Annotated in this window: 22 protein-coding genes and 5 tRNA genes; 13 read left to right on the forward strand and 14 right to left on the reverse strand. The window is 47.5% G+C overall.

What is annotated here, in order from left to right; translation table 11 throughout:
• The first annotated feature begins 9 nt into the window (after positions 1-9).
• A complete protein-coding gene (gene queA / locus H6760_00075) occupies positions 10-1,044 on the forward strand; it encodes a tRNA preQ1(34) S-adenosylmethionine ribosyltransferase-isomerase QueA (protein ID USN53565.1) in 1,035 nt (344 codons plus the stop codon).
• A gap of 60 nt (positions 1,045-1,104) precedes the next feature.
• Here queA and H6760_00080 read toward each other — a convergent pair whose 3' ends face one another.
• Positions 1,105-3,177 carry a hypothetical protein gene (locus H6760_00080; protein ID USN53566.1) on the reverse strand — a complete coding sequence of 691 codons (2,073 nt, stop codon included), beginning with the start codon at positions 3,175-3,177 and terminating at the stop codon, positions 1,105-1,107.
• 163 nt (positions 3,178-3,340) lie between these two features.
• Between H6760_00080 and H6760_00085 the strand changes: the two genes are divergently transcribed.
• From H6760_00085 to H6760_00095, 3 genes are all read left to right on the forward strand, one after another.
• Positions 3,341-3,412: transfer RNA gene (locus H6760_00085), tRNA-Phe, on the forward strand.
• Between the two features lie 32 nt (positions 3,413-3,444).
• The gene (locus H6760_00090; protein USN53567.1) at positions 3,445-3,849 is read left to right on the forward strand and encodes a hypothetical protein; all 405 of its coding nucleotides are present in this window, start codon (positions 3,445-3,447) and stop codon (positions 3,847-3,849) included.
• Positions 3,850-4,176: 327 nt separating this feature from the next.
• A complete protein-coding gene (locus H6760_00095; GenBank protein ID USN53568.1) occupies positions 4,177-4,377 on the forward strand; it encodes a hypothetical protein in 201 nt (66 codons plus the stop codon).
• A gap of 67 nt (positions 4,378-4,444) precedes the next feature.
• On the opposite strand, the gene typA is transcribed toward H6760_00095, so the two are convergent.
• Both typA and H6760_00105 read right to left on the reverse strand, forming a co-directional pair.
• A complete protein-coding gene (gene typA / locus H6760_00100) occupies positions 4,445-6,265 on the reverse strand; it encodes a translational GTPase TypA (GenBank protein USN53569.1) in 1,821 nt (606 codons plus the stop codon).
• A 175-nt stretch (positions 6,266-6,440) separates the two neighbouring features.
• Positions 6,441-6,517 (reverse strand) — tRNA-Pro (locus H6760_00105).
• A 116-nt stretch (positions 6,518-6,633) separates the two neighbouring features.
• Between H6760_00105 and H6760_00110 the strand changes: the two genes are divergently transcribed.
• Entirely contained in the window at positions 6,634-7,032 is a 399-nt protein-coding gene (locus tag H6760_00110; GenBank protein ID USN53570.1) for a cupin domain-containing protein, read from the forward strand.
• Here the strand turns inward: H6760_00110 and H6760_00115 are convergent.
• Together H6760_00115 and H6760_00120 are read right to left on the reverse strand one after the other, a co-directional pair.
• Positions 7,029-7,703, reverse strand: a complete 675-nt coding sequence (locus tag H6760_00115) for an ABC transporter ATP-binding protein (GenBank protein ID USN53571.1) — start codon at positions 7,701-7,703, stop codon at positions 7,029-7,031. The genes H6760_00110 and H6760_00115 overlap by 4 nt on opposite strands.
• Positions 7,704-7,708: 5 nt before the next feature.
• Positions 7,709-9,070, reverse strand: a complete 1,362-nt coding sequence (locus H6760_00120) for an ABC transporter permease (GenBank protein USN53572.1) — start codon at positions 9,068-9,070, stop codon at positions 7,709-7,711.
• A gap of 165 nt (positions 9,071-9,235) precedes the next feature.
• On the opposite strand from H6760_00120, the gene H6760_00125 reads away from it, so the two are divergent.
• Positions 9,236-9,505: a hypothetical protein gene (locus tag H6760_00125; GenBank protein USN53573.1), complete on the forward strand. Its 270-nt coding sequence runs from the start codon at positions 9,236-9,238 to the stop codon at positions 9,503-9,505.
• Between the two features lie 57 nt (positions 9,506-9,562).
• Here H6760_00125 and H6760_00130 read toward each other — a convergent pair whose 3' ends face one another.
• From H6760_00130 to secG, 4 genes are all read right to left on the reverse strand, one after another.
• Positions 9,563-10,009 carry a cytochrome b5 domain-containing protein gene (locus H6760_00130; protein USN53574.1) on the reverse strand — a complete coding sequence of 149 codons (447 nt, stop codon included), beginning with the start codon at positions 10,007-10,009 and terminating at the stop codon, positions 9,563-9,565.
• 185 nt (positions 10,010-10,194) lie between these two features.
• A tRNA-Leu gene (locus tag H6760_00135) sits at positions 10,195-10,281 on the reverse strand.
• Positions 10,282-10,360: 79 nt separating this feature from the next.
• On the reverse strand, positions 10,361-12,154 hold the full coding sequence (locus tag H6760_00140; protein ID USN53575.1) for a hypothetical protein: 1,794 nt from the start codon (positions 12,152-12,154) through the stop codon (positions 10,361-10,363).
• Positions 12,155-12,197: 43 nt separating this feature from the next.
• Positions 12,198-12,416: a preprotein translocase subunit SecG gene (secG, locus tag H6760_00145; GenBank protein ID USN53576.1), complete on the reverse strand. Its 219-nt coding sequence runs from the start codon at positions 12,414-12,416 to the stop codon at positions 12,198-12,200.
• 163 nt (positions 12,417-12,579) lie between these two features.
• On the opposite strand from secG, the gene H6760_00150 reads away from it, so the two are divergent.
• The 7 genes from H6760_00150 to H6760_00180 all read left to right on the forward strand — a co-directional run bounded on the left by H6760_00150 (position 12,580) and on the right by H6760_00180 (position 19,608).
• A complete protein-coding gene (locus H6760_00150; GenBank protein USN53577.1) occupies positions 12,580-13,758 on the forward strand; it encodes a glycosyltransferase family 4 protein in 1,179 nt (392 codons plus the stop codon).
• A 170-nt stretch (positions 13,759-13,928) separates the two neighbouring features.
• Positions 13,929-14,198, forward strand: a complete 270-nt coding sequence (rpsO, locus tag H6760_00155; protein USN53578.1) for a 30S ribosomal protein S15 — start codon at positions 13,929-13,931, stop codon at positions 14,196-14,198.
• A gap of 24 nt (positions 14,199-14,222) precedes the next feature.
• Positions 14,223-14,885 (forward strand): NYN domain-containing protein, encoded by a 663-nt coding sequence (locus H6760_00160; GenBank protein USN53579.1) that lies wholly within the window; start codon positions 14,223-14,225, stop codon positions 14,883-14,885.
• Positions 14,872-15,534 (forward strand): hypothetical protein, encoded by a 663-nt coding sequence (locus H6760_00165; GenBank protein USN53580.1) that lies wholly within the window; start codon positions 14,872-14,874, stop codon positions 15,532-15,534. Before H6760_00160 ends, H6760_00165 begins: the two co-directional genes overlap by 14 nt.
• 126 nt (positions 15,535-15,660) lie before the next feature.
• Positions 15,661-17,928: a polyribonucleotide nucleotidyltransferase gene (locus H6760_00170; GenBank protein USN53581.1), complete on the forward strand. Its 2,268-nt coding sequence runs from the start codon at positions 15,661-15,663 to the stop codon at positions 17,926-17,928.
• A gap of 6 nt (positions 17,929-17,934) precedes the next feature.
• Positions 17,935-18,507 (forward strand): (d)CMP kinase, encoded by a 573-nt coding sequence (locus tag H6760_00175; protein ID USN53582.1) that lies wholly within the window; start codon positions 17,935-17,937, stop codon positions 18,505-18,507.
• A 570-nt stretch (positions 18,508-19,077) separates the two neighbouring features.
• Positions 19,078-19,608, forward strand: a complete 531-nt coding sequence (locus tag H6760_00180) for a transposase (protein ID USN54046.1) — start codon at positions 19,078-19,080, stop codon at positions 19,606-19,608.
• A 352-nt stretch (positions 19,609-19,960) separates the two neighbouring features.
• On the opposite strand, the gene H6760_00185 is transcribed toward H6760_00180, so the two are convergent.
• From H6760_00185 to rny, 5 genes are all read right to left on the reverse strand, one after another.
• Positions 19,961-20,035 (reverse strand) — tRNA-Lys (locus H6760_00185).
• Between the two features lie 82 nt (positions 20,036-20,117).
• A tRNA-Arg gene (locus tag H6760_00190) sits at positions 20,118-20,194 on the reverse strand.
• A gap of 75 nt (positions 20,195-20,269) precedes the next feature.
• Positions 20,270-20,671 carry an HU family DNA-binding protein gene (locus H6760_00195; GenBank protein USN53583.1) on the reverse strand — a complete coding sequence of 134 codons (402 nt, stop codon included), beginning with the start codon at positions 20,669-20,671 and terminating at the stop codon, positions 20,270-20,272.
• 41 nt (positions 20,672-20,712) lie between these two features.
• Entirely contained in the window at positions 20,713-21,543 is an 831-nt protein-coding gene (locus tag H6760_00200) for a YmdB family metallophosphoesterase (GenBank protein ID USN53584.1), read from the reverse strand.
• The gene (gene rny, locus H6760_00205; protein ID USN54047.1) at positions 21,533-23,062 is read right to left on the reverse strand and encodes a ribonuclease Y; all 1,530 of its coding nucleotides are present in this window, start codon (positions 23,060-23,062) and stop codon (positions 21,533-21,535) included. Before rny ends, H6760_00200 begins: the two co-directional genes overlap by 11 nt.
• Positions 23,063-23,064 lie beyond the last annotated feature (2 nt).

The raw sequence follows: 23,064 nt of genomic DNA on the forward strand, positions 1-23,064 counted from the left end.
TTTGGCAGTATGCAACTGAGCGATTTTTCCTATCATCTCCCTAAAGATCGCATTGCCCAAAAGCCAATGCGGCCGCGTGATCATTCGCGTTTATTAGTGCTCAACAGGCAGAAGACGCAGCTTGCGCACCGACATTTTTATAACATCGTCGACTATCTTCAAAAGGGTGATGTGTTGGTTTTCAATAACTCAAAAGTGTTTCCAGCCCGTCTGCCAGGGAAAAAGATAAGCGGGGGAAATATGGAGGTCTTTTTACTGCGATCCATTTCCCCAGATACTTGGGAATGTTTATTAAGAGGAAAGGGTGCGAAGCCAGGTTTAGAAATGAACATTGTCGGAGTGAAAGCAGCGCAAGATGGCCATCTTCCCTTTCGCGGTGTGGTAAAGAAAAGCTCTGGAAATGGCATTTGGTGGATACAATTTAATTTTAGGGGAAAGAAATTGCAAAACGCAATCGAGCAATATGGTGAAGCACCGACGCCGCCATATGTGAAGCGTCTTTCTAACCTCAAGGAGTATCAAACGGTATTTGCGCAAAAGACTGGCTCAGTAGCGGCGCCTACGGCCGGGTTTCACTTCACCAAGTCAATCATGCAGAGCTTAGGTCGTAAAGGTGTACAGATTGAGTATGTGACTTTGCATGTTGGCTATGGCACCTTTGCTCCTATTAAAGTAAATGATGTGCGTTGGCACCGTATACACGGAGAGTGGATTGAAGTTGATAAGGCAACACATTCCCGATTGGTGCAGGCAAAAAAACAGGGGAGGAGAATAATCGCCGTTGGCACAACCAGCGTGCGCACTTTAGAGAGCTTGCCAAAGAAGCCGCAATATACCCACAAGGAAGTGTATACCTATATTTATCCTGGTTATCACTTTAAAATGGTTGATGCGATGATCACCAACTTTCATGTGCCTGGCTCGTCGCTTCTCGTACTTGTTTCTGCTTTTGCAGGTCGAGAAAATATATTGAAGGCATATCAGATCGCTGTGAAGAAAAAATATCGTTTCTATTCGTTTGGGGATGCGATGTTGATTCTCTAGGAAAATAAAAGACCCGCCTAAGGCGGACCTTTTATTTTTATACGCATGTGTGGAGAGCGTTTACTCGTATACGTTTTTTAGTGTAGTGTCTGTATAGAAGTAGCGAAGTATTTCCGCGGCAATTTTTCCATTCGCTGCCATGTCTAGGGCTCCTCGAGCACTCATACCAACTCCATGGCCATTCATTGTTAATCCTTCACTAGCAGGGTCGGGGACTGAGACGAGCCAGGCTTTTGGTCCGCCGCCCCATACCTCTTCCCAGCTGCGAGTACGTCCATCAGAGTGGGAGAAGTAGGGAGTAATAACAGCTTCATCCTGATAGGCGACTACTTGTCCGCGAGTCGCATCGACTGCTGCGCTGACATTCGGTGATCGTAGCTCAAAGCCATAGCCCCGATAGACTTGGTCATACGTCGCGTCAACAGTGAAATGCTCGTCAGCATGTTTTGTATTACGCTGCACGTGATACCAGGCATAGGAACGAGCAGCGATCATGAGTGTTTTTTGGAATTCAGCTTCGCTATCGTTAGAGGTTTCTGCAATACCGCGGAGATATTGTTCAAGAGCTAATTCATTGATAAGCCAAAGCGTATCGCTTTCCTCTGCGTAGCGCAGCTCGATATTTCCGCGGAAACGGTTGTCGTTGAGGTTAGGATTCCAACCCGGTCGATTTTCATAACTTGTCACTTCCAGAATTGTGTTTCCTACCGGAGCTATTTGAAAAGCCTCTGGTCGAGTAAAGGCGATACCGGCGTAACTCGCAGTGTAAACGCCATTCGCATAGCGTATTCGTATTTCCGTGCCTGAAACCTGGTCTAAGGCTTCACCTTGATACATAAGTTGCATGGCTCCGTTTCCAGCCACGGTAATTTCATCCTGCACCGCGCTGATACCAACTCGGATACTTGGCTCATTATAACTTTGCTCAAGCACATTAGGATTACCTACCCGCAATTGATAGGCGACTTTGCCGCCAGCTAGCCAGGTGAGATCCTCGGCCACTAGTCCAAAGTGTTCTGTGTACACCCCAATTTCTTCAGGTGCTTGTAGGGCAAAAACGACTCGACCAGTTTCTCCAGGGCGAACGCTTGATTGGAGCAGACGAGCAGGACGATAGTCATATTTCCAGTAGCTATGAGTAAAAGGACTTGTCCGACCAGCCGGCTGATCTACATTAAGCGCAATAAAATGATCACCAGTGTTTGTCCAGGTTGTAGTTCCGACGTTTTTAAAATCCGCCCAAACGGTAATAGCGCGACCTGGATCCATGCCAATCACCTTCGCTGATTGGTTGGCGAGCTTTGCTTCATAAGGGCTAGCAACAATGATGGTGAGCGTTAATTCGCCTCCTTCAATCCAAGCTTTGTTCTCGGCTACCAGCTTGAAATGCTCCACATAAGTACCAGGCTCGTTCGGCGCATGGATAGCGAAATTGAGGGTAGCGTTTTGCCCAGGAGCGATAGGTCCTTGTTTTAATCGAGCCGGACGATAATAGTGCTCATTCCAGAAACTATGTTGAAAAGCGCTGATACGACCAGCCGGCTGGTCTACATTAAGGGCAATAAAATTGTTATCGGTCGCACTCCAGGTAGCTGTGCCGGTGTTTTTATATTCAGCTGAAACGGTAAAAGATTTCCCAGGAGCAAGTCGGATATACTCATGAGATTGTGCTACTAACTCGGCTTGGTACTCCTGCACTTCGGCTGCTTGAGCAGTGTGAATGCCAAAAAGCGTATGCCAGAATGATCGAGAAATTGGTTGAACTTCTTGTTCTGAGACGGTAATAAAGTCGGGGGACGTTGGGACTACCTGCATTAACAAATGCGCAGGAGCAATATATCCTTCATAAAAACTTTCATGAATACTAGTCGGTTGTACCTGAGTTGTTTTTACCTGCTCAGTTGTCTGGGCGTGGGCGGTGGAAAATTCTAGCTCAAACCAACGTAGAGCAATTGCGCCTACAATGAGCAGCATAATAGAAACCGCTACTGCTGCGATGGTATCAAACCATTTTGTTTTTTCGAGGATAAGGTCCTCTTGGTACATGTTTTTGATGTTTGTTTGTATATGCGAACAAGCGTTCCGATCAATGCGGAACACTTGAGTCTTCCCGTACGCGTTTTTCACGTACATGAGTAGTATAGCAAAGAAATGCGTTTTGGTCAATAAAGACGGGCTCAATTTTCATTTCAGGGAACACAAAAAGTGTTCACCCTATTTTGGCACACCCTCTTGTCTTCTTCAAAACTATTTGCTATAGTCGTTTGCGTCCCACAACATTCTCTTCACATGTCTGGCCTGGATAGCTCAGTGGTAGAGCGCAGCCCTGAAGAGGCTGGCGTCGTCAGTTCAATTCTGACTCCAGGCATGTGCAGAGAATTAGCGATAATCTTTCGCATTTTGCCAAAAGACCCAATCGAACCACAATTTAAACAGATCGCACTCTGGCCAGAGTACGAGAGTTTTCGTGCAGCTGCACTCCTTTTCTTCTTAGGAGAGAATGTAGTGCTCGCAGTGGCTAATCTGGGATTGTATTGGAATTGGTTGCCGGCTCAGGTGATTGCGGTGCTTGGAATACTCTTAGCTATCGTTGCATCGTACCAGGCTGTGGTGTTTGTTGATAGGACAAAGTCTCATTTTGTTAGTCAGCCAAAAGTTATGGAGGCAATCGCGCACAGTGATACAAAGCTTACAAAGCCTAATCATTGGGCTAGGTTTTTTCGTACGCTCGATGGGCAACTTTTTTTACTAACTCTTGCTCAACTTGTCCTGGTGATTGGGCAGCTGTGGTTTGCACTACATTGATATGTCGTTCTTTCGAAGGATTCAAGAATGGCAAATCCATCAAGATACACAGGATCCAGTTAAGCTGGTCTTACGAGCTTTTACAACTTATATAAGTGCTCTCAATAACTTGGCCGATAAAATATATCGAGCAAGTGACCCCAGATCAGGCAAGAAGCGTAATACATCTTCCCACTAGGCAATTTTTTTAAGTATGCTATGCTAGGCCTGGTCGTCAAAGGCTCTGTTTTGCCGACCACTGAACCTTTCACGAATCCAAGGAAATGGTCCCCCCATGTACCGCGGGTACGTGAAAGACCGTTGCTGGACAACACGCCCATTCACTGGATGGACGTGCTTACCTTAGGGGTTGGAATGAAGAAAGTCCTGTTGCTCTTTGGGGTACTCGCGCTGATGGCACTTCCGTCGGGTCCGGTTCGAGCCGGCGAGGACGAGGAGGAGGTGCTCATCAGAGCGAAGTTCCCCGTGGACTTCATGGTTCAGGTCGAGTTGGTACGAGGCCTCTCCTTCATTGGGCTGGTAGGCTAGCCTGAGAAGGTCGTACCTCAAGTTCCCCCATGGGTCATCTGACTCATGGGGGCCTTTTACATCCGAATTACTTAATTCCTTTTGCGGCGCGCCGTGCCTCTGCTTCGTCCAGTATTTTTTTGCGGATGCGGACGGCCTTAGGGGTCACTTCGACAAGCTCATCATCAGAAATAAAGTCCAGGGCATCCTCTAGGTCCATAATTTTTGGTGCGTTGATATGCTCACTTTCACCATCGCCTTTAGAGCGCATGTTTGAAAGCTGCTTTGCTTTACAGACGTTCACGCGGATATCTTCATCGCGAGAGTTCTGACCAACTACCTGTCCTTTATACACCTCGGCACCTGGACCAATGAAAAAGATGCCGCGATCTTGTACATTCAATATTCCATAGGCATTTGCTGTACCTGTTTCATGAGCAACCAAGGAGCCAGTTTCACGCTCATATCGCTTGCTATGATCAGGTCGATATTCTTCAAAAGCAGTATGCATAATGCCCAAACCCCGCGTGTCGGTTAGGAAAGCATTGCGGTAGCCAAAGAGTCCACGTGTCGGAATAACAAATTCAATGTAGGTAATACCTTCGTGGGTTTCCATATCTTCCATAGTGCCACCACGAGCACCCAGCTTCTGAATAACTGGGCCACTATGCGCTTCTGGCACCTCAACCGAAACTCGATCAAAAGGAGCCAGCATCTTACCGTCTTCTTCTTTGAGAATTACCTCAGGTCGAGATACTTGGAATTCATATCCCTCTCGTCGTAAGCGCTCAATTAATATAGCTAAGTGAAGTTCTCCGCGACCTGAGACTACCCAACCACCATTTGGCGCATCCTCTACTCGCAACGCTAAGTCAGTTTCCAGCTCTTTAACTAGACGTTCTTGGATCTGACGAGAAGTGCAATACTCACCCTCTTGTCCGGCAAATGGGGAGTCGTTCACACTAAAAGTCATCTTCACTGTTGGCTCTTCAATATCGAGCAGCGGTAAAGCAATTGGATCATTTGCATCGGCAAGAGTTTCTCCGATAGTTGCATCCGGGATTCCAGCGATAGCGACAATATCTCCGGCGCTTGCCTCAGTTGTTTCAACACGCTCCAACCCTTGGTAGGTCATGAGGTTGCTCATGCGATATTTCTTCTGCTCTCCCAAGCGATTGATGTGCACGATCTGTTGACCAGATTTCATGACCCCATTGGCAATGCGACCAGTAGCAATGCGACCAAGGAAGTTATCAGCTGCAATGGTGGTCACCAACATCTGCAGCGGTTTTGCAGCGTCGCCTTTTGGCTTTGGTACGTGGGCAAGGATAGCTTCAAAAATAGGAGACACATCGGTCATATTGTTCAAGTTTGGCTCGATGCCAGCCTTGCCAGCCTTTGCTGAAGCATAGACCACAGGGAAATCAAGTGTTGCATCATCAGCACCCAACTCAACAAAAAGGTCAAAGGTCTGATTGAGTACATGGTCTGGTTGCGCATCAGCCTTATCGATTTTATTTACTACCACAATGATGCGCAGTCCCATAGCCAGCGCCTTCTTCAATACAAATCGGGTTTGGGGCATCGGTCCTTCTTTTGCATCAACCAGTAGTAAACAGCCATCAGCCATATTCAATACTCGTTCTACTTCGCCACCAAAGTCTGTGTGACCCGGGGTATCAATAATGTTGATCTTTGTATCATGCCAAAGTACCGAGGCGTTTTTTGAAAAAATGGTAATACCTCGTTCACGTTCTAAATCATTAGAGTCCATTATTAAATTGGCACCAGCCTGATCTTTTTTCAGGTGTGTTTTTGATTGACGCAGTAGGGCGTCGACTAGAGTAGTTTTGCCATGATCAACGTGGGCAATAATTGCGACGTTGCGAATATTTTGTTCAGTAGACATACACGTTTATAGCTTCTCAAAAAAATCGCACAACCCCCACCTTCGCCCAGAGGCTTCAGCGGACAGACCCGTGCGAGACCAGCGTAGAATAGTAGAAAAAACTCTTTTCGTCAAGAGAGAAGGTGTTCATTGAAGTCCCCCATAGCCGTAAAGGTATTTTACTATCAGTATGTCATGGTCGGGGTGGAGAGACTCGAACTCTCGGCCTCCTGCTCCCAAAGCAGGCGCGCTAGCCAACTGCGCCACACCCCGTAAATGAGAACAGAGACATAGTACGTGTTCTTTATAACTTCGTCAATGCTTCACTTGTCGAGATGGGTAAGGAGGAGTAACGTAAAACTATAAACAGTAAAGCGGGAGATATTAAAATGCGAGGCTTTCTCATCAATATCGAAGAGGCGACATTACAAAATACCGACTATCGTCGTGTGCTTTATACAACCTATAATAGCCAACTTGTCCTTATGAGTCTGAAACCGGGTGAAGAAATTGGAAGCGAACGACACGGCCTAGATCAGTTTATTCGCTTGGAGCAAGGAAAGGGTAAGGCGATCATCGATGAGGAGGAGAAGGAAATAGTGGCCGATGATGCTCTAGTTATCCCAGCTGGCACTTGGCACAATATCATGAATACCGGTGAGGAGGATATAAAGCTCTATACGCTCTATACCCCACCGGAACACAAATTCGATACAGTGCAGCCAAGTAAAACTGACGAAGTGGAAGATCACTTCGATGGTGTGACTAATCTCGCAAAAGACACCTAGTGCTGTTTGTGTAAGCGACCGTCCTGTAGCTGATAAATTTCATCAGCCTGCTTCGCTACCTCGGTATCATGCGTCACGATAATAATTGTTGTGTGCTCTGTTTTAGCTAGATGATGCAACAATTCAATAATCGTTTTTGCTGTTTGAGTGTCTAAATTTCCGGTCGGCTCATCAGCTAAAATAAGTTTTGGCTGATTTGCTAGAGCGCGGGCAATTGCTACGCGTTGCTGTTCACCTCCCGAAAGCTTTCCAGGGCGACGCGTGAGCTTATCTTTTGTTAGGCCTACTTGTGAGAGTAGGTGAGTTGCTCGTTTTTTTCTTTCCTCGCTACTTATCTTATTAAATTCCATTGGCAGCATGACATTTTCCAGGGCCGTAAGATTTGGGATAAGGTTGTAGCTTTGAAAAATAAATCCAATAGTTGATCGCCGGTAGCGAAGGAGTTCCTGACCGCTGAATTTGGTTACCTCGTCATGCTCTACTGCAATACTACCTTCATCAGCCTGATCAAGCGTACCAAGCAGTGCAAGAAGCGTGCTTTTACCGCTACCACTTTTTCCTACGATAGCAGCTAGCTTTCCGCTATCCAGGGTAAACGCGACATCTCGCACAGCGTGAACGCTATTATTTCCACTTGTAAAGGTTTTGGAAAGTTTATCTACTTTAAGCATAGTGATTATTCTCCTCGGAGTACTTCAGCTGGACGAACTTTGCCAATCAGCCAGGCTGGGAAAGCAGATCCGATTATGGCGATAAGAATAGCTGCTAGGAAACCGTAGGCAATAAGACGGAAATCTAACACCGCCTGCAGGTCCTGAATTGTGTTCCCTAGTGCCCGAAATCCTCCTACGGCTACGCGAGCAAATCCACCGCCTGGCCCAGAACTGGTGAAGCTGGGTTCAGAGCTAGAGGATCGTAGGAGTGAATCGAGAATCGGGTTGCTAAAAATGAAGCCGAGTACAGTACCAATGACACCTCCAAGCAGAGAGAGCATAACGGCCTCACTCACAAACTGACTCACAATGCTCGCATCGCTGCCGCCAATAGCCTTCAGTACAGCTATTTCTTTACGGCGCTCTCGTACTATCATAATCATGGTGAGGAGGGTGATCACGGTGGCTGCGAGGAGGGCGCCTATTAAACTCGTTGTGGCAATGGTTTGAATATTTTCTAAGGGTTCGATTGCCTGCGTGACTGTTTCCTCGGATGAGGTGATATCTGCTGCGCTGCCTAATTGTTGGCTAATCGCATCACTGGCCGAGGCAATATTATCGGCTGAGTCGATGTGAGCTACTGCTGAGTTGATTTGACCATCCTGCCCAGAGAGTAGCTGCAGGGTATGCATTGGAAAGAGCACAGAGTTATTGGAGAATTCATTTCCAGCATCGTAAATTCCACTCACGGTAATCGTTGTAGCAAAGGCGGTAAATGTCGATCCAACACTGAGACTATTTTTTTCCGCCACATTTTTTCCAAGAATAGCCACATAATCACTTGAGGATCCATCAAAGTATTCGCCTTCGCTTAAAGTGACATTGGCACCAACAAGCTCACCCGCATAACGAGGATTTGAAGTACCAATTGCGAAGATTGGCGGAGTAAAGTTTACTGGTGGCTCATTAGTGCTGTCGTTTGCACTTTGTCCGGCAGCACCACCCTCGACCCGAAAAGCCCGACCTTGGCGATTACCTAGAGTCCCTGCCTCGATGGGAGATTGTAGGGTAGTATCAGTATCAGGGATGAGTTGTGCATCAATCGTAGCATCAACCGAGCTGACGTGAGAGATTGTCGCTACAGCATCTATTTGCTCCTGAGTAAGGGGCTCGCCTCCACCTAAAAATCCCCGCGCGCCGGCGGAGTTAATGGTAACGGTATTCCCAATGCGTTCTTTTACCTCGGTGATGCGCTGATCAACAGCAGAGCGAGCTGATAACATCACCAATACGAGACCAAGGCTGATACCGAGAATGAGCATGACCGAGAAAGTGCGAAGGAGATTTCTGAAGGTGTTACGTATACCGCGTTTGAGAGGTCCCATAGGCTCCAAGTAGTTAAAATATTGTCTTACCCTACTAGTACAATCTATTTACCCCAGCTCTTTCATGTGTCAAAAAGTAGCGTATTGACCTAAGTGTCAAAGCGCTATACTGTTCTCATATTCATCAATCCTTGTCTCTAACCATTGGGAGGGAAGATGCGAGAGATGGATGACTTCGAGGCTGGGTTGCGTGACTGGGCGAGTCGCGTCATTGCCAGCGCTGGAACGCATCGGCCGGAGGATGAGCGCTTCGACGGCGAGTTCACGGAGTACACTGCCTGGAAGGCGCTGCTGCACCCGCATATGCACATGTTTGGCATGAGCGGCGTGCAGCTGGTCCTGGATACCTGGGACGTGCAGACTGATGCCACGCATGGAATCGTCCTCGAGATGATGAGCTTCCTCCAGGAGCAGTCAGCTGGTGTTTCAGCCTAAACGCGACGCTCGGACCTTTATGGCCCGAGCGTCTTTCTTTTGCTTGCTATAGGTTATTTAGTTGAGGGCGTTTACCTTCGCTTGAGTCACTTCACTTCCAAGCGATCCAAGCAAGAGCGCATTGAGTTGCGCGTCAGCCAGGTTGGAATGTTGACCTCGACCGCCTTGTGTCGCAAAAGCCGTGCTCGCATCCTTACCGCAGTAGGGTGTGATCTCCCTTGATCCACCTGGATGCTGTGGCAGATAGCTTGTAGCAACATAGATATTTCCATCGATGAGTAACCAACAGTCCCGTGAGCTGTTGTGTTGGGCGAGCTCGCTTTGCGTAAGAGTAATTAAAGCGTTTCCCGATGTTGTTGTGGTATTAGCGTTTGATCCAGTGCTTGTGTTCGTGCCAGTCGTAGAAGTATTTTGATTTACTTGGTTGGTCCCGCGTGAAAATAGGATGCCGCCAATAATGATGATTGCGATAACAATGAGTCCGATGACTATTTTTTTCTGCATAAAAAAGAGTTACTGGTATTATCTACTACTACCTATTTTAGCACTATTTTCTTTCATGACTATGGCGTGGGATTAAACATCACACCGATCGTGGTGCCGGGAAGAGGATTTGCCCGCCCGCCATCGCTTACGTTCAGGCGCGATCGGGCGGGAACCTCCATGGCCTTGCGGCCATCCCGCACTAGTGGTGGGCGAGGAGAGACTTGAACTCTCACGGAATTACTTCCACACGGCTCTGAACCGTGCGCGTCTACCAATTCCGCCACTCGCCCCCCACAGATGCGGGACGTGCACCTCACTTTCACCATCCCGGCATGAGTTTTCTTTACCTTGTCTCTTGGGATACGTCAACTAATGCCAGCGCAGGCTGGTAGAAATATACCAGTTTTCAATATGGGCGAATCGATCAGAAGGAACTTCAATGAAAGTAGTTGAATAGCCTTTCACTTTTGCGCTGAGTCCGTAGGTATAGATTGGCTGATACAGGAAAATAGCAGGCACTTCGTCGGCGAGAATATTTTGAAACTCTACGTACTTAAGCTTTCTTTCCTCTTCGCTGGTAACTTGGCGAGCTCTTTCGAGGGCCTTGTCAGAATCTTTTTGGAAAAAGATAGCCAGTGCGAGACCTGGATCACGTTGTTGTGATGAGTGCCAGAAAGGATAAGGATCAGGATCAAAGCCGATAATTTCTCCGAAGAGAAGGGCTTCATAGGAGCGAGGCTTAATTGATTCACTCTGGATACGATTAGCATCGAGAATATTTATTTCAACTCGTACTCCAATTTTCGCCCATTGCTCGGCTAGGAGTTGAGCAGCCTGTACATAGAGTTCGCGATCAGAAGTAGTGAGTGTGAAGGCCAGGTCAGATCCATTTTTCTGTCGCACCTCGGCGTCCTCCGGATATTTCCAACCCGCCTCTTCTAATAAACCATTTGCGCGGTCGAGGTCATAGTTATAGGTGGTCATCTCTGGGTTGAATCCGAGCATGCCTGGCAGGATAGGGCCATCAACAGATTCGCCTTCGCCTTGGAGTACACTATCAATAAGACCTTGTTTATCTGTGGCGAGGGCGAGAGCTTGGCGTACTTTTTTATCTTGGAAGCGCGTATTCGTTTTTTGGTTAAAGAAGATTGCCGTATATTGTGGCAAGTTAAGTTGGACAAAGTTAAGACCACGCTCGTTCTCAACATCTTTTTGGAGCTCTTCAGGAACGAAGCTAATCCCGTCCACCTTCTTATTCTCTACCGCTGAAATAGCGCTTTGGAAATCAGGATAGAATTTATACTCCAAGGTCTGTACATAGCTTTGCGGTCCATAGTAGTTTTCATTTCGCTGAAGAGTGTAGCTCTTGATATTACCCAAGCGATCTCGAGTGAGCTTTTCAAAGACATAAGGACCAGAGCCAACTGGCTTCAGGTTGTATTCGACCAGTCCGACATTTAGAGGAGGAACATCGCCCCAGAGATGGACTGGGAGAATCCCGAAAGTAAGCGTATTAATAAATGGAGCAAAGGGTTCAGGAAGCGTTAAAGTGAAGGACGTGTCATCAACGCGCTGCACCTGTACCCCGGACAAATTTACCGAGAGCGGGCTTTGGTATTCTGCGTTTTGAATGCTCTCAATCGTGAAAAGGACGTCGTCCATGCTAACCGGTTGACCATCGTGCCAATAGGCATCTTGGCGGATAGTGATGGTGTAGGTTTTTTCATCTTCTGAAAGTTGAAAGCCAGTGGCAAGATCAGGGATTAAGCCATCGGTACCTTGCTGACGGAAAAGACCAGAGTAAATAAGACGCGAAAGGTCTCGGTCTACATCATTTGCTACTGCATAGATTGGGTTTACTCGACTCGGGCTACCGACTAGAGCTTCCGTATAGGTGCCGCCAACTTTAGGGACAAACTCAACATGGCGTTGGATAAATCGAACACCTAGGAATAGTGCGCTAAATACAACCACGAGTGCGGCTATACGGAGCACAATCGCGTCTCGTCGGCTGAGCACTTTTTGCAGGTAGCGCAATTGAGCCGCCGATGGTATGCGACCACTTTGTTGTTGGCGTACTAAACGCTGATCAAGGTCTCGTTGGGTTGATCGAGTCGTACTATCGGTTTTGCGACGGTCTTGCCAAGCGCGCCAAGGCTTCATGACAGCACTGCCGACCGTGCGGAAGAAATCTCTCACGGAACCTTTAGTTCAGGATTAGCAAAAGGAGAGCGAGGGCTAAGAAAACGATCGCCAAAACAATGGTAGCAATGAAGAGGATTTTTTCAAGTCCACGCTTGGTAGCGTAGACACTGACGTCAGCTCCAAAAGCGCTGCCCATGCCTGAACCACGTTGTTGTAACAAGATAGCGACAGTCATTAACGCTGCCACAATCATAATACCGATTTTGATCCAGAATATCATAGCGTAAGTAATTGAATGCAGACTAGATTCTACGAAATAGAGGGTTTTTTGTCAACGAGAGCTGGCAATGCGGGGTTCGTAATTGTGTAGGGCTTTATCTATTGACAATATCATCCCTCTCTGCTACTCTCCGCTGTTACTCTTTATACCTAAAAAGGACCGTATGACGAAGCGCATTCGCATCGCCATGATTGGCCAAAAAGGAATACCGACACGCTATGGAGGTGTCGAGCGACACGTTGAAGAACTCAGCGCTGACTTAGTGCAGCGCGGTTTTGTTGTGACTGCCTATACTCGTCCTTATTACACTCCACAGCATCGACGCTGGCATCGAGGCGTACAGCTGGTGAGTCTGCCTACTGTGCACACTAAACACTTTGATGCGATTACACATACCTTCTTCGCCAGCCTGCACGCAATCTGGAAGGGTCACGATGTTATTCACTATCACGGGGTGGGACCTTCCCTCATGAGTTGGTTACCTCGTCTCTTACGGCCTTCTACTCGAGTGGTCACTACTTTTCACTGCATTGATCGACATCATGAGAAGTGGGGTCTCTTAGCTCGATTGATGCTACAAGCGGGCGAGTGGACAGCCACGCATTTTGCGCATACCACTATTGCTGTATCAAAAACTATCCAGACATACATTGCAGAAGAGTATGGTCGCGACTCCTTATATATACCGAATGGTGTGTCACGCAGTCCGCGTTATAGTCTGCGTTCTGTCTTACGACGCTTTAACCTACAGCGGGACGCATACTTCTTGGCGGTTACTCGCTTAGTCCAGCACAAAGGAGTGCTAGAGCTGATCCGTGCCTACCGCGCTTCTGGATCACGCTTACCATTGGTGATTGTGGGTGGGAGTGCTGCCACTGACCGTTATGTGCAGCAACTGCATGCCGAGGCAGCTGATTTACCTCAGGTAAAATTTCTTGGCTACCAATCACCCCGAACCGTACAATCTCTTTTTCAAGGAGCTCGGGCTTTTGTGCACGCTTCACGAGCAGAGGGTTTACCAATCGTAGTGCTTGAAGCTATGGAAGCAGGCGTGCCAATTATCGCTAGTGATATTCCAGAGCATCGTGAACTATTACGTCCCGAAATCGGTGGTGAGTACGGCCGACTTTTCCCAGTCAACGATATTGATGCGCTAGCCCTCCAATTAAAAGAGATCGGTCGTCAATCAAAGCAGCGACTCCAGGTAGCCGGTGCTGCGCAGCGTTTTGTCCGACGTGCCTTACAGTGGAAAAGCGTCAGTGCGAAGACAGCCGAGCTCTATGATGAGCAACTGGAGCCTAAGAAGCAGAGTGTTCGGGTAGAGGATTATTCCCTTGCCTAAGCTTTTTTCCGGAGAGGAGACGCTCTGTGCTGGGTCCACTATGGTTGACAGAAGCCTCGCTTCGTGGTAACGTGCGGGCGTTCATTCATATTTATTAATTGCACGATAGCCTGGATATGGGACGTGAGGCGTGCCTATCTCAGCTACTCGTGAGGAAAGAAGGAAAAACTATGCCTCTGGATAAGAAAACCAAAGACAGTATTATCAAAAAATATAAAACACACGAATCGGATACAGGATCCTCTGAAGTGCAGATTGCCATCCTGACCGAGGAGATTAAAGACTTAACAGGACACCTTCAAGATCACAAGAAGGATTTTTCGTCACGCCGAGGTTTGCTGCGCAAGATTGGCCAGCGACGTCGCTTGCTAAAATTCTTGGAAAAAGAAAGCCTCGAACGCTACGAAGCTCTTGTGAAAAAGTTGAAGTTAAAGAAATAGTGGTTTTTCATTTACCACACGATCATGATTCAACATAAAGACCAACGCGTTGGCGTCTTTGTTGACGTCCAAAATATGTATTATTCAGCGCGCTACCTATACGGGAAGCACGTGAACTTTGGCAAAGTGCTCGAAGCAGCCATTGCTGGGCGTCGTTTAATTCGAGCCATGGCTTACGTTATTCAAACCCAGACACAGGAAGAGCAACCATTCTTTGATGCACTCTCTAAGCAGGGTTTCGAAGTACGTTCAAAAGACCTACAAATTTTTTCCGGCGGTCAGAAAAAGGGCGACTGGGATGTAGGTTTAGCAGTTGATACTATCCGCATGGCATCAAAGCTCGATGTAGTAGTTATCGTATCGGGCGATGGTGATTATCTGCCACTGGTAGACTTTTTACAGAACCATGGATTACTCGTTGAGGCGGTTGCCTTTGGTGGATCCAGCTCAATGAAATTGAAAGAGCGAGTTGACCAGTTCACTGATTTGTCAGAAGAGCCAGATAAATATCTGATTAGTCCAAAAGGAAAAACCCGTTTGCCATGGGTTGAGCAATCTTTACCTCGAGGCAATGGCAACAATGGACACGAAGGAAAACATCAAGGACATGAACATCGCCCTCAACAAAAGCAGGGAGGACGTCGTTTGAATATTCCATTTATCCGAAATCGAAATGGCGGAAAATAGACCCTTTGTTCCAGTAGCAGAACAGCCAAGACCTAACTATGAACAATCGTGGTTAGATCGCGCTGGTCTTGCAGATACTGACATTGGTCGCATGATTCGCGAACGTATGCAGTATGAGGAGTCAGTCCGACAAATGCAGCGGGCACGTATGCTGATTCGAGAAACAGAAGTTCCTGAGCAGAGTGATCGAGAAGTGTATCAAGAAGTAATGGGACGTATCGTCGATGCTTTGGATGAGAGTGACACGGTAAAAGCAGCTCGGACCAAAGTAAAAGAAGAAGGCTATGTGGCATTGACTGAGATTGAACGTGAGCAGCTGGTGAAGGTGTTTGAAAGAGCTCGCGATGAAGCGATCAGGTCAGTAGAGATGTCAGATGCGCAACGAAGCCGCATTCGCTTCGCCGTACGCAGTGAGCTTAACTACTCCTTACGCGACCACATTATTCATGGCACTCCGGAAGTATGGATGATTTTGGACCCCAGTGCCCGACCAGTTGATTTCATGGATAGCCGAGAGATTCTCCAGTACATTCGCAACTCCGGCGCGCCTAGTCGCGATGTGGATTTTGTGCGAGAAGAGGCTGAGAGTGAAGACGCGCCCGAGTCAGTGCGGCAAGCGGTGCGCGAGCTTGATCAACAAGCCGCTTAATTGAGTTAATTATTCATTTTATTCACGGGATAGGTTGCTCGGTAGACATATAGACTGAGCATGGTGCAGACGCATTGGTGCTCATCTAGCGCCTGCTTAGCAGCTGTCCCATAAGAAAGGAAGTATATGAAGACATATACACAAGAAATCGGGGGACGAACAATGACCATTAGTACCGGTAAGTTTGCCGGTCAGGCTAGCGGCTCATGTACCGTACGTTATGGTGACACGGTTGTGCTCGCCACCGCGGTGATGAGTTCACAAGTCCGTGATGGGATTGATTATTTCCCATTGATGGTCGATTACGAGGAGCGTCTCTACGCTGCTGGTAAAATTAAAGGCTCTCGCTTCATTAAGCGAGAAGGTCGACCTACAGACGAAGCAGTTCTTACCGCTCGTTTGATTGACCGATCGGTCCGACCGCTCTTCGATATGGCAGTTCGCAATGACGTCCAAGTTGTTGTGACCGTGCTTTCGGTTGATCAAGAGAACGATCCTGACGTACCGTCCATGATCGCCGCCTCAACTGCCTTAGCTATTTCACCAATTCCGTGGAATGGTCCGATTGGCGGCATTCGCGTCGGTCGTGTTGAGGGTGAATGGGTGATTAACCCAAGCTACGAAGCGCGAGAAAAGAGCGATCTCGACCTCTTTGTTTCTGGTACCCGCGAAAAGGTAGTTATGATTGAGGCCGGCGCCAATCAAGTATCAGAAGATGACATGCTTGCGGCGATTACCTTTGCCCAGAAGCACATGAATGAAACCCTGGGCTTGATCGAGCAGGTCGTGAAGGAAGAGGGTAAGACCAAGATCATGCCTGATACTGCTATAGAGAGTGAAGAAGACAAGCAGCGACGAGAAATGGTTGAACAAAAGGTTCGCTCCTTTATCTCCGATCGCCTGAAAGCTATTTGGAAGTTAAAGACGGAAGAAGAGCGTGAAGAAGAGCTAACCAAGTTGAAACTGGAACTCGATGAATTCTTGAAAGCTGATAATGATGTATCAAAGGAAGAGCGAGTTGCTGGTCTAAAAGTGCTCGAAGAAGAAATGGATAATGCATCTTCTCGCCTAGTACTTGAAGAAGGTCGTCGGGTTGATGGACGTGCTCTCGATGAATTACGTCCAATCTCCAGCGAAGTAAGTCTCTTACCTCGCACCCATGGCTCAGGACTCTTTGCTCGCGGTGAAACGCAGGTAATGTCTATTGTTACCCTAGGTTCTCCAGGAGATGAATTAGTCCTCGACACGATGGAGGAGAGCGGTAAGCGACGCTATATGCACCACTACAACTTCCCGGCCTTTTCGGTTGGTGAAGTAGCCCCTCTGCGCGGTCCAGGCCGTCGAGAGATTGGACATGGTGCTTTAGCTGAAAAAGCGCTTATCCCGGTGCTTCCAGATAAAGAAGACTTCCCATACACCATTCGCGTGGTGTCAGAAGTGCTTTCCTCAAACGGATCAACTTCCCAGGCCTCAGCTTGCGGATCCAGCTTAGCGTTGATGGATGCCGGTGTGCCGATTAAAGCCCCGGTCGCTGGTATTGCCATGGGTCTCATCATGAATGAGGACACTGGTGAGTATAAAGTGTTGACCGATATTCAGGGCATTGAAGACCATGCCGGTGGTATGGACTTCAAAGTAGCTGGTACGACTAGTGGTATTACCGCTATTCAGCTGGACATTAAAGTATCAGGCTTGAGTTTAGAAATCTGTAAGGAAGCTTTAGCTGGTGCTCGTAAAGCACGAATGCAGATTTTGGAAACCATGTTGGCAGCTATTCCATCACCACGCACTGAGTTGTCACCATTTGCTCCTCGCATTTACACCTTGCGCATTGACCCCGAGCAGATTCGCGAAGTCATTGGCCGAGGCGGTGAGACTATCAATGCCATCATTGAAGAATGCGGTGGTCGTGACATTACCAAGATTGATATTGAAGAAGATGGTCTGGTCATGATTACATCCACCAAATCTGAAATGGGTGAGAAGGCACTCAACTGGATTAAGAACATGACACGTGAAGTTCAGGTCGGTGAAATCTTTGACGGTAAAGTCACTCAGATTATGTCTGATCGCATGAGCGGACAAGAAATCGGCGCTATCGTCGAGCTCCTTCCAGGTAAAGATGGAATGGTGCACATCTCTGAATTCTCTAATGAGCGAATTGCACGTGTCAGTGATGTCGTGCAGGTCGGTCAAGATCTGAAAGTGAAAGTGGTTTCGGTTGATAAGGAGCGAGGTCGCATCGGCTTGTCAGTGAAGGCATTGACCGAAGCGCCAGGTGAACGAGAAAACCGTCCACCACATCACAGCCGTCCACATGGTCAGGGTCATCGTGGTCAGGGTCGCTTCAATAACGACAACCGTCGACCCTTCCATCGTCGCGATCACAACTAGCGCACGATGATAATCTCGATCTCAGGAAAGCCAGGCTCTGGGAAAAGCTCAGTTGCAAAGGCGATTGCTCAGGAGCTTGGCATCGAGCGATACTACATGGGAAAACTTTGGCGCGAGAAATCTCGCGCCAAAGGCTTGACCCTACTCGAGGGAGAGATTCAGGGTGAGTCTGATAAAACTATTGATAATGAGATTGATGAGTATCAGCGAGAACTTGGTCAGACCAAAGATAATTTTGTGATTGAGGGGAGGACCTCGTTTTATTTTATTCCACACTCGTTTAAAATTTATCTCGACGTTGATCTTAGCGAGGGTGCCAAGCGTATTTGGAGCGATGTGCAAAAAAATCCGCATGAGCGGAATGAGGATCGTGATCTTGATAGTCTAGAAAAGGTAGAGCAAAGCAATGCGAGACGGATTAAGAGTTATGCGCTTCGATACAAGAAGTTCTACGGCATTGAGAATATTGATGACCCTAAGCACTACGATTATTATCTCGACACCACAGGTCTGAGCTTTGCTGAAGTGAAAGAAGCAGTCTTCCAGGCCATCCGACAGGCGAGTGGGGACAAGTCATAAAGTAGGACTTATCCGCATTTCATCCGCAGAAAAAGAAAAGCGCTGACTTTAGCGAAAAAGAGAAGAGACTTGTAAACGTTGACAAGTGTCTTTTTCTGTGCTATACTCCTCTTGTAACGTACTTTTTAGACCACTTTATACCTCGAACAGTCAAGAAATTTGGCCGATTGCAAGCCAGGCGACCAGACTTCTCGACTATTCGTCAAAGGACATCCTAGGTCCTGTTTGAAAAGGATATAAAAACAAAAAGGTATACCCTAACGCCGCTGGTGTCGGGGACATACCAGAAGAGTGGTCGAGTACAAGCTCTCTACACAAACTAGGAAAGTAGTCAGCACATACGATCTTAGTGAAGATCGTCATCACTGCCCTATGGGCGGTAGATAACGTCCCGAGATCGTACGAAAGGGCCTCCGCCCATTCAACACTACGAATCGGGGCCGAGAGGCCTTTTTCTTTTCCCAAAAAAGTTTGTAGCATTACGCTTGTCTTTTACGGGGAGCTAGAATAATATGGCTATGTGGCGATCAAAAAGGTGATCGCTATTTTTCATAGGAACTCACAAAAAGAATATATCTTCCCGAGGCAGTTTATTTTGTTACTACAGTAACAAAATTCCGTGAACCTTTCTTTTTAGATAACTCCCTTGCTCGATTATTTATTGAGCAGTTATATATTGCGAAGAAGCTAAAAGAATTCAAATTATACGCTTATGTAATAATGCCAGATCATGTACATATTTTGATTGAGCCAGGAGTACGCTATTCAATTTCAAAAAGTATGTTTACGATAAAGAAGCAATTCGCACATGAGGCTAACCGTATGCTGGGTTGGAATGACAAGAGAATAATAAATTTCTCCTCCGCAGGCGAACAAACGTTTGTTCGCCTGCGGGAGTTTGTAAATTTACATCATCCTAGCTATGGGCAGAAATTTCATTGGCAAAAATCCTTCCATGATCACGTCATCCGTGACCAAAGGGATTTCAATCACCACGTGAATTATCTACACCTCAACCCGGTGAAAGATGGATTGGTGAAGAAACCCGAAGACTGGCCTTATTCATGCTATGACGCTTTTTTGAAAGGCGATTTACTTTGATTGATGCCATTCCTCAATAAGCACAAAAACATCCTTACCTGGTGAGCGCAGAGGCCTGCCCGCCGACTGGCGGGGACTCGAGTCCGGGGTCAAGTGATTCCTCATAAATTCGGAATAACACTTGACCCGTCTCCGCAGTGCGTGACTGCAGCAGTGCAGTCACTTTCGTCTATCGACGAAACTGCTCTGACCCCCCAACCCGTTGCTTAAGGTTTGAGCGGCATCCTGAGGAATCTCAGGATAGCAAGCAAACTGTTTTGCTTGCGGCCGCGAAAACGGGCAAGGGTTGCGAACAGAGTGAGCCTCCTTGCCCAGTTAGCAACTGTGTTACGGAAACAAAAACATCCTTACCTGGTGAGCGCAGAGGGACTCGAACCCCCAACCCGTTGCTTAAGAGGCAACTGCTCTACCATTGAGCTATGCGCCCCCAGGTAAGAATGTTTTCTCGAAAATTTTTAGAACGTAGGCAGGATACTGTGTTTTCCGATTCTATGCAAGTCCTACGCCTTTGGTGCGGCCGGAGGGATTCGAACCCCCGACCTACTGGTCCGAAGCCAGTCGCTCTATCCAACTGAGCTACGGCCGCACCAGAGACGCGGGAAATATGTTATTTGGATGACTAGGCTCGTCACCCTAGCATGGGCTATATGTTTAGACAAGCTTAGACTGACGGCGGCGTTGGGGGAGTAATCTCGCCACTTTCGACAGCTTCATTGCTTGGCTGAGGTGCTGCAGGTGTATGTGACTCATCTTGCACATCATCTAATGATGGATGTGCATGCGTTGCTTGTTTCAATGAATCTTTTAGATTCTTTCCTGCCTTGAATTTTGGCACGGTGACTGTTGGGATTTGAATACGCTCAGAAGGGTTTTGTGGATTCACGCCACCTCGTGCTTCGCGTACACGAGCGCTAAAGGTGCCAAAGCCAGTTAAGGTAACTTCGTCATTTTTTTGCAGCGTTTCAATCGTAATACCTTCAAATGCATCAAGTACTTCCTCCACCTGTTTTTTTGACAGGCCGACTTTTTGGGCGATTTGTTCTGACAATTCTGCTTTGTTCATATATTCACCTTTTTGGTCAATGATGAAGGAAGTGACAAATATTATACTTCGGTGTGACTGCGGACATGCTCTATGTGTACTGCCTTACCTGTACTCGGATCAATTCGCAGTACGGTTGCGTCCACAACCGCTGGACCATGCTCAGGGAAGGTGTGTTCTCCAGGCATTTGTGTGAGCATCCTTTGAATAATAACATCTTTATCAACGCCAATAACAGAATCGCGCGCTCCGCTCATACCAAGGTCGGAGATAAAAGCAGTACCACCAGGCATAATCCAAGCATCAGCCGTCGGTACGTGTGTGTGGGTTCCTAGCACCGCGCTGACTCGTCCATTGAGATACCACCCAATAGCAGCTTTTTCGCTCGTAACCTCTCCGTGAAAGTCGACGATAGTGCCGGCTATATTTTTTTCCCTTGCATGCTGCTGTAAGATTTCATCAACAGTGCGTAAAGGATCGCTCACCTGCTCTTGCATGAAGGCTTGTCCTTGTACATTAATCACGAGGAGTTGCTTAGCACCAATTGGGAAGAGGCGAGCACCTAGACCAGGAGAAGTGGCTGGATAATTTGCCGGACGTATGAGCGGTACGCTGTCATCTTGCATGATGGTGAAAACCTCAGGCTTCTTCCAGATGTGATTACCCGAGGTGAAGCAATCAATACCTAGGGCAGTTAACTCATTTAAGGTAGAGCGAGTGACGCCTTTACCGTGCGCCAGATTCTCAACATTTGCCAGCATGAAATCAGGCTGGAAGCGTTCCTTTAATTCAGGCATGACTTTTGCCAGCGCTCGACGGCCAATCTTTGCCACCACATCGCCAAAGGCGAGTATGGTGATGAGATTCTCAGGTGTGGCCTTCTTAGCGGGCATAGGTGATGATGCGCTTTTCACGAAGCATATTGACTTTGATTTCGCCCGGGTAGTTCAGATCGGTTTCAATCTTCTTCGCAATATTACGGGCAAGCTGCGTCGCACCATAGTCGTCAATTTTATCCGGATTCACAAAGATGCGCACTTCACGGCCAGCCTGGATAGCAAAAGCTTTTTCTACACCATCAAAGGACGTAACCACATCTTCAAGCTCTTGCAAGCGGGTGACATATTGTTCATAGGTGTCTTTACGAGCACCTGGACGAGCACCCGAGATTGCATCAGCCACTTTTACAATCGCACCCTCGAGGGTCTGTGGATTGTCTTCATGGTGAGCATGAGCAATATAGGCCACCTCTTCTGGCAGGCCGAATTTCTTCATGATGTCATATCCAATCTGCATGTGCGTGCCTTGGATTTCATGGTCGAGGGCCTTACCAATGTCGTGAAGCAAACCACCTTTTTTGGCAAAGCTGACATTGGCGCCGAGCTCAGCTGCCAAAACTCCAGCTAAGAGGGAAACCTCAATAGAGTGTCGGAGCACATTTTGTCCGTAGCTCGTGCGGTATTTTAAACGGCCAAGCAATTGGATGAGTTTTGGATCAAGGCCGGCCACGCCAACTTCATAGGCAGCTTCTTCACCAGCTTTTTGAATATCATTTGCCAGATCCTTCTTTGCTTGTTCGACTGCATCTTCGATCTTACTCGGATGAATACGACCATCCTGGATAAGCTTCTCTAATGCTCGCTTGGCAACATGTCGTCGGATAGGATTGAAGCCGGAGATCACAATTGACTCAGGAGTTTCGTCAACAATAATTTCCACTCCAGTTAATTGTTCAATCGTTTTAATGTTGCGACCTTCTCGACCGATGATGCGGCCTTTCATTTCATCGCTTGGTAGGTTAAGCACCGTCGTGGTCGTTTCAGCTACGTGTGAAGACGCAACACGCTGTAGCACCGTGCTGAGGATTTGCTTAGCTTCTCGCTCCCAGGATTCCTGACTAATGTTCTGCAGTTTGCGAATACGGAGGAGGAGATCCTCTTTCATATTGTCTTCAAGATTGCGAAGCAGTACTTCGCGTCCTTCATCCTTTGTAAGCTCAGCGATTTTTTCCAGCTTCTCAATTTGCTTGCCGCGAATTTGCGTCAACTCTTCTCGAAGCGTTTTGATTTGTTCAGCCTTCTTCGTAAGTTCACTTTGTCGATTCTCAATATCAAGCAACTTTTGATCAAAAGTTGCCTCGCGTCGTTCTAAGCGCTGTTGCGATTGCTGCAGTTCCTGACGTCGCGTGTTTTCTTCACGCTTCGCTTCGTCTAAGAGCTTAATAGCTCGGTCTTTTGCTTCGACCAGGAGCTCGCGCTGTTTGGTCTTTGCTTCTTCGAGAATCAGAGTGGCCTTGGCATCTGCCGACTCAGCTTCTTTACTGGCCCATGTTTTTCGCAGGTAATAGCCTGCAACAATTCCTCCTGGTATGCCAACGATCAGGAGTAAAATCCAAATAAGATTGTCGATCATAG

It is taken from the genome of Candidatus Nomurabacteria bacterium, assembly GCA_023898465.1.
Classification (GTDB): Bacteria; Patescibacteriota; Patescibacteriia; order HK-STAS-PATE-3; family HK-STAS-PATE-3; genus HK-STAS-PATE-3.